The sequence below is a fragment of the Paenibacillus zanthoxyli JH29 genome (genome assembly GCF_000520715.1).
Classification (GTDB): domain Bacteria; phylum Bacillota; class Bacilli; order Paenibacillales; family Paenibacillaceae; genus Paenibacillus_AQ; species Paenibacillus_AQ zanthoxyli.
In genome coordinates this window covers 1-7,418 of the sequence record NZ_ASSD01000260.1, presented here as the reverse complement: position 1 = coordinate 7,418, position 7,418 = coordinate 1, and the positions used below count along the sequence as shown (strand labels likewise).

Below are 7,418 nucleotides of genomic sequence, written 5' to 3'. Positions count from 1 at the left end.
GATGGAGCTGCTGATTCGGCAGGAGCGGTGCTGGCTGCCGGAGCACTGTTGTTGCTATTGCCGCAGCCTGCGGCAAGCAAGCCGAGGAGCAGGGCGCTGGATACAACTACTGTTGTTTTTCTCATGTTGGTACGACCTCCAAAATAGTTTAAAATATATATATTAAAATGCAAAACATTGAAACAACGAAAAAATGTGATGAATATCACTATGTAAATGATCTATGTCACTGAGGAGCTAGGACTTTAGGCGTTTTAATCTCATCAGTGTATGAATGATTGAAATTAATAAATAAAATTTTATATATTTGCATGATTAGCGAAAAAATAATAGCATAATTTCTCCAATTTAATTGTGAAAATTATCACTTTATAAAATAAAGTTTCATTTTATAGGTCGATTATATCGAAGTTTTAAATAAATTGATAGATTAATCAACCAAAAAACAAAAAATATTGTGACAAAATCCGACCCGATTCGTTTCGGCAGAGAATGAAGAAAGGATCCATCCTGAAATAATTAGAAGATTCATTCCAAATATGGAAGGGTAATTCTACTGTAGAAAAGCCATGGCCCCTCAACTTTATCCAGTATGAAATAACTGTTTATTAGAAGGAAGGCGATGTCTATGTATAACTCCCATGTGATTGCCGGGAGGATTATTGAGATCCGCAATGACCGGGTGCTTACCCAGCAGGGAGACACTACCTGCACTTATCACTTCAGGTATTACATGCTGCCGGATGAAGAGATATGGACAGAAGAGCAGAGCATTTCCCGGGACACTCCCGGTACGCCGCAGGAGTCTATTCATGACAAACAGCATCATCGCTTATTGGAGCTTGTTAGACGCTGGCATTTAGCCTGGCCCCGTTTTCTCCATATGAAGAAGAGCGCAAATCGAATCTGATTTGCGCTCTTCTTCCGTTTAGACCGTATAAGCGCCAAAATGATTAAAATTTATTGTTTTATATGATAGTATAATATGGATAGATCATTTGGCGTTTTGTGGGAGTGAACGCATGGAGTATATAAAAATATTTTTCGTTAACACGGCGTTGCTGATTACTTTGGCTTATCTGGCCAATCTGCTGTTCAAGCATACCATTTCCCGTGTTCCTGAACAGCTCAAGCAGGTACTCTGGGTTATAATGGCTGTCTTTGCAGGCTGGCTCAGCTCTTTCTTCGGTTACCGGCTGGATGAGCAGGTTATTTTCGATCTGCGCTATGTTCCGCTAATTATCTCCGCTATAGCTTACCCGCAGCCTTTACTCCTGATTTTGATCGGGGTGGGGACTGGCCTGATGCGCTTTACGTTCGGCATTAATATGGCTGCAGCGGCGGGAGTACTCAACCTCTCCATTCTGGGTTTCATTTGCGCGGCCATTTCCCCCTGGGTTCGACGTTCGCCCATGTCCATGACGGCCAAGGGCCTGATTATTATTCTGGTGGTCAACTTCTTCAATGCGGTCAATATCATTCTATTCGGAGTCATCTCCTTCCATGAATATGTATCAAAGATTATGCCGGTCACGTTCCCGGCGGGTGTGGCGCTCAGCATTCTGTTTGCGCTGATTGCCCGCGATTTTCATCTGGAGCGTGAACGAATGCGGCAGATCGAAGAGGCCAATGCGCTGCTCTCCGAACAGACAGAGGAGCTTTACAAGAATAGAATCGTTCTGGAAGAACGGGCGAAGCAGCTTATGCTGGCCTCCCAATATAAGTCGGAATTCGTGGCCAATATGTCGCATGAGCTGCGCACTCCCCTAAACGGCATTCTCAATCTGTCCGAGCTTATCGCGGAGAGCGACGATTTGGCCGCCAGAGAGGAGATTCAGGCTTACGGAAGCCTTATTCACCGTTCTGGCGAGGATTTGCTTTTATTGATCAACGATGTCCTGGATTTGTCCAAGGTGGAGGCCGGTAAGCTGGAAATCGTCCATGATGAGGTCAATATGAGTGAGCTTCCCATGCTGCTTCATCAGCAGTTTGAGGTGATCGCCAAGCAGAAAGGGCTGGATTTCACCGTTAAGCTGGAAGATGGCCTGCCGGAGACGCTAGTATCCGATTCGCAGCGGGTGCAGCAGATTCTGCGCAATCTTCTCTCGAACGCATTCAAGTTCACTCATCAGGGCGGCGTTTCGCTGACAGTCCGCCAGGAGAAGCGGAAGCAGGGAGCGCGTGAAACCTCCTGGATCGAGTGGGCGGTGTCGGACAGCGGCATCGGTATCCCGAAGGACAAGCAGCTTACGATCTTCGAGGCGTTTCAGCAGGCGGACGGGACAATCAGCCGGCAGTATGGAGGAACGGGCCTTGGCTTGTCCATCAGCCGCGATCTTGCCCGGCTTCTTGGCGGGATGATTACGCTGCAGAGCCAGGAGGGCCAGGGCAGCACGTTCTCTCTGTACCTCCCGGCAACCCTGGAAGACAAGGCATAAAAACTCCAATTATATTTGTAATTCTGACGTATTGACGCTGGGGCGGCGCGGAGTAAAATGAAGCACAAAGCCGCGCCAAAGGAGTGTTTATACTGCCATGCCCATCATGAGAAACCGTCCCGAAGCCCATCCTCCCAAAAGAGGCCGCAAATTTTCGACGTACCGCAGGAACCTGCATATGGCCACATGGGAAGGTGTGCCTGCGATTATTTTTCAGGTGCTGCTTCAGGGGCCGTTTCTCACCGGATTTCTGCTGTATCTGGGCGCATCTTCTGGACAAATCGGCTTTGTGATAGCGCTTACCACACTGGTGAATGTCGCGCAGGTCGGCGTGGCCTTTCTGATTCAGAGGCTGCCCAGCCGCAAGTGGGCGCTCGTAACCTTTGTCGGCCTTCACCGGCTACTGTGGTCTTCGACCGGACTTGTCCCGTTTCTCTTTCCCCGTCCATTTTGGGTGACCGCTTTCATTACGCTGTACGCCCTTGCCTTCATAGTGAATACCGCCGGAGCGGTGCTGTGGAGTTCGGTTATTAGCGATCTGGTCCCTCCGCGCGTGCGGGGGCGCTATTTCGGTATCCGCAACACGCTGCTGAACGCTTTAGGAAGCCTCGTCCTGTATGGCGGCGGCGTTATTCTGGACCGCTACCCGGGCGGACATGGATTTCTAATCTTGTATATTGTGGTATGGATATTTTCCACGGCTAATGTTGTCGTATTTTTCTTCTATCCCGATGTGCCTTTTGAGAAATCGGACGAAAGCAAGTTTGTGCCGATGTTTAAGAAACCGCTTCACGACGGACTGTTTATGAAATCGACGCTGTTTCTTTCGCTCTGGCTGCTGCTGCAAAATGTGACCGTACCGCTCTATTCCTATGTTATGCTGCAATTGCTGCACATTAATTACCAAACGCTCTCGCTTCTTAACGTGCTCCAGACCGTGTTTATGATGGTGAGCTTCTATTTCTGGGGCAATCTGAACGCGAGGTACAGCAACAAGCTCCTTCTCTTCTGGACACTGCCCATCATCGCGGCATCCTCGCTGCTCTGGGGGCTGCTGTCTGTCTTTCCAGCGCTTCTGGTTCTGGCAGCCGTGCATATTGTGTTCGGAGTGGGGGTAGGCGGATTTAACCAGCTGGCGTTCAACTTCATCATTGGGGATACACCGAAAAAAGAGCGCCCGATGTATATGGCGATGTATGCGGCGCTTACGGGTCTTGCGTCGTTCTTCGGTCCGCTGGTCGGCGGTAAAGTATACGAGTGGATCGAAGAGTGGCCGTACGGGGTACAGGTATACGGGATGCAGCTTATCGTTGGCGGGCTGATGATCGTTCTGATCATACTGCTGGGGCGCCGTATATTGAAGGATGTCTAGACCATGTGCGAGGTGAATTCCCGGTCTAAAATTTACTGAAGGAGAATATTCATGGACAAAAAGGCAGTGGTGCTTGGCGCCACCGGGCTTGTGGGAAAGGCGGTGACGGAGGAGCTTCTCCGCGGAGCCTGGAAGGAAGTGAGGACGCTCGTGCGCAGACCGCTTGAGATCCGTCATGAAAGGCTGAAGCAGCATGTGATCGATTGGGAACGGCTGGAGCGGTACGGCGGGTTGTTCGAAGGAGCGGACGCCGTGTTCTGCTGCCTCGGGACGACCATTAAACAGGCCGGATCGCAGAAAAATTTCGAGCGCGTCGATCTGGAATATCCTGTGCAGGCCGCAGCGCTTGCCAGGGAAGCCGGAGCGGGACAATTCTTAGCGGTATCCTCCATGGGGGCCAATCCGCATTCGCGCAATTTTTACAGCCGGACCAAGGGCCGGATGGAAGAGGGCTTAAGCCGCGCGGGCTTTCCGGGGCTGCATCTGTTCCGCCCGTCTCTACTGCTGGGAGAGAGGGAGGAATTCAGGCGGGGAGAGCGCATCGCCTCTTGGCTCATGACAAGACTGGAGTTCCTGCTGACCGGTAAAGCCGCAAAATACCGCGCCATCAAGGGAGAGGCCGTAGCGCGGGCCATGGTTCATATTGCGGCGGCTGATCCGAAGGGGCTGTATATCTACCCGAATGATGTTATTCAAGTGCTGGGAAGGGACTTTGCTGCGGATTCCGAACAGGTCCGGGGCGATACAGAATGTTTGCAATAAAGAGAGAGAAGGCTTTACAATGGGGACGTAAATAGATGAATGGGAGGAAATTAAGATATGAGCAAAAAGCAGGTAGCCACGTCTAAAGCACCGGGGGCCATTGGTCCATACAGCCAGGCTATTATCGCCGGAAATTGGGTATACACCTCCGGCCAACTGGGATTGGACCCGGTCACGGGAGAGCTCGCGGGAGACGTACAGGCCCAGGCGCGCCAGTCGCTGGCGAACGTACAGGCCATTCTGGAAGAGGCGGGAGCTTCTCTGGACCTCGTAGTGAAGACGACGGTATTCCTGAAGGATATGAATGATTTTGCGGCCGTGAACGAGGTGTACAGCTCGTTCTTTAAGGAGCCGTATCCGGCGCGCAGCGCGGTCGAGGTCGCCCGTCTGCCCAAAGACGGACTCGTGGAGATTGAAGTGGTGGCGCGCAGAAAATAACTGCGGCACTTAAATGCGTATGCATAAACCCTTTCCCGGCAGGACTGCAGGTAATGCGCAGGATAGCGAGAAAGGGTTTTTTTGAAAAAAAATATTTCAGCCGTTGACATTCTACCTACTAGTAGGTACACTGAGCTCAAGAGGTGAAGGAAATGAACCGGTCCGATCATATAATAAACGTTGCAAACCGCCTGATATTAGAGAAAGGGTACAGTGCTTTCAGCTATGCGGATGTAGCTGCTGAAATCGGTATCCAGAAGGCGAGCATTCACTACCACTTCCCCTCCAAAGCCAATCTGGTGCAAAATGTGGTAGGCAGATACCGGCAGGAGGTTCGGGCAAATCTGTTGAAGCTCGATTCTCTGACCAATGATCCGAGGATAAAGCTTGAACAGTACTTGTCTCATTGGGAGGCGTCCCTGCGGAGCAGAGCTACAGATATTTGCCTTTGTGCCCAGCTCGCCTCCGAGATTCCAATTCTGCCCGAAGAGGTTACCCGCGAGATTCGGGGGCATTTCCGGGATATAACGGATTGGCTGGCACGGCTGCTGCGAGATGCGGCTGCCAAGAACCGGTTTGCTGGAGGGGAAGTTCCCATTGATGAAACCGCTCATTCCATTCTGGCTTGTGTGCACGGCGGGCTGCTGGCTTCAAGGGCATTTAACGATGCACGGCAGTTCAGTATGGTGAAGAATCGCCTGGTGCCATTAATTACACCGGAGACAGCGATAGCGAAATAATCCGCAAGAAGAGAGACAAATTTTTTTCAGGTTAACCTACCTACTAGTAGGTAATCAATAAACAAACCAAAGGAGAAGATTACAATGAAAAAACCGCCGATCGTATTTATTCACGGAGCCTTTGTCACACCGTCGAGCTTTGAGCCGCTAATGGGGTATTTCAAGGCCAGAGGCTTTGAGGTATTGGCGCCGGCCTGGCCTTCCCACGGTCAGTCTGTGGCTGAACTGCGGAAGCAGCAAGATAGCTCCGAGCTAGGCAAGCTGGGCTTGGGTGACCTGACAAATTACTTTGCCGATATCATCAAGGCGCTGCCCGAGAAGCCGATCATTATCGGCCATTCCTTCGGCGGACTGCTGACGCAGCTGATGATGGACCGCGGACTGGGGCTGGCGGGAATCGCGATTGATTCCGCAGGCGCCAAAGGAGTGGTCTCGGCCGCTTATCCGACTTCGGCGCGTTCCATCTTCGGCATTCTATCCAAGCCTTGGCGTAAGACTTTCATGATGTCTCTCAAGGAGTTTCAATACGCTTTTGTCCATACGCTGGGCAAAGCCGAGCAGGAGCGGGCATACCGGGAGCATGTGGTGCCGGAGACGACGCGAATCTTTTTTCAGGGAGCCGCCGCCCCATTCGCTTCGAACAGTCCGTTCAAAGTAGACTTTAACAATGGCCGCCGCGGACCGCTGCTGATGATTGCCGGGGAAGTTGACCGGATCGTTCCCGCCAGCTTGGTTCGCAAGAATTACAGTCTCTACAATCAGCGGTCGGGAGCCGTAACGGATTACAAGGAGTTTCCCGGCCGCAGCCACTGGATTATCGCGCAGCCGGGCTGGGAAGAGGTGGCGGACTTCATCGACCAATGGCTGAAGGAACGGCTGCCTGCTGAGGTCGGATGAAATTTTCAAGCAAGTCGGCGCCAAGAACAAGGGTGAATCCACCTAAGCGCCGGCTTTTTTTTACATACATATGATTTAAGATCATTGTTCCGGCCGGGCTGTCTGACCCATAAGTCACGGGAATGAAGAGCAGCCGGCGTCCATATTTGTCGAAAGTTAGGTGGGCGGCGAAATTCAGGTCGCAAATATGCAGAAACATTTTTAAATCCCGGCTTTTTCGTATAAGATGGAGATAAAACCTTTTTTGGAAATTCAGGTGTTCTGCCACCGGCAGAGATGGATCGGCTTGATTTTCCTCGCTGAAACGGCTGCCGCTTATGGCCTTCGTGCGGGCTGCTTCGTTTTGGCTTGTTCAAAAAGACAGGAGATCACGATGACTAAGCATCTTTATGCAATGTGGTTAGGGGATGTTTTATTTTGCTTCTCTGGTGAGACTTCGGAACCTAAAGTAGATGCATGGACTCGCGTGGTCAGGCGGCTGGAGCTTGGCGGGCATCGTCCTTTCGCGGGCGCGGCGCTGCGTTTGGCGGAAGTTAAATATCCCGTGGCCAAAAATGAAGGCAGGGCGGGGCGGCGTTCGCTTGCCGGGAGAATGCTGGAGGGACTTGCCCTGTCTCCGAAGGACGCGTTTGAGCTGCTGCTGTCCTGGGACGAGGCGCTCTGCGAACAGCAGGGCATTGAGCCCGGGGGAGAGATGGGCTACTGGGCGGCCGCGGCCCGCTTTGCGCTTGAGCTGATCGCCACGGGAGGCGTCGCTCCCGGAGCCGCGCC

7 protein-coding genes and 1 pseudogene are annotated in these 7,418 nt (G+C 51.8%); all 8 read left to right on the top strand.

From position 1 onward, the window contains the following. Positions 1 to 622: 622 nt before the first annotated feature. Positions 623 to 910 carry a hypothetical protein gene (locus L691_RS0109595; RefSeq protein WP_156934203.1) on the top strand — a complete coding sequence of 96 codons (288 nt, stop codon included), beginning with the start codon at positions 623 to 625 and terminating at the stop codon, positions 908 to 910. Positions 911 to 1,022: 112 nt separating this feature from the next. Then, complete coding sequence (locus L691_RS0109590; RefSeq protein WP_025690235.1) at positions 1,023 to 2,438, top strand: ATP-binding protein; 1,416 nt, start codon at positions 1,023 to 1,025, stop codon at positions 2,436 to 2,438. Between the two features lie 97 nt (positions 2,439 to 2,535). Continuing rightward, entirely contained in the window at positions 2,536 to 3,810 is a 1,275-nt protein-coding gene (locus L691_RS0109585; protein ID WP_036736378.1) for an MFS transporter, read from the top strand. A gap of 51 nt (positions 3,811 to 3,861) precedes the next feature. Next, on the top strand, positions 3,862 to 4,572 hold the full coding sequence (locus L691_RS0109580) for an NAD(P)H-binding protein (protein ID WP_025690233.1): 711 nt from the start codon (positions 3,862 to 3,864) through the stop codon (positions 4,570 to 4,572). 57 nt (positions 4,573 to 4,629) lie between these two features. Beyond that, positions 4,630 to 5,010 carry a RidA family protein gene (locus L691_RS0109575; protein ID WP_025690231.1) on the top strand — a complete coding sequence of 127 codons (381 nt, stop codon included), beginning with the start codon at positions 4,630 to 4,632 and terminating at the stop codon, positions 5,008 to 5,010. 152 nt (positions 5,011 to 5,162) lie between these two features. Further along, a complete protein-coding gene (locus tag L691_RS0109570) occupies positions 5,163 to 5,750 on the top strand; it encodes a TetR/AcrR family transcriptional regulator (RefSeq protein ID WP_025690230.1) in 588 nt (195 codons plus the stop codon). Positions 5,751 to 5,834: 84 nt separating this feature from the next. Beyond that, the gene (locus L691_RS0109565) at positions 5,835 to 6,647 is read left to right on the top strand and encodes an alpha/beta hydrolase (protein WP_025690229.1); all 813 of its coding nucleotides are present in this window, start codon (positions 5,835 to 5,837) and stop codon (positions 6,645 to 6,647) included. Between the two features lie 373 nt (positions 6,648 to 7,020). Next, positions 7,021 to 7,418, top strand: a pseudogene (locus L691_RS28455) (ATP-dependent helicase); the annotation flags it as partial.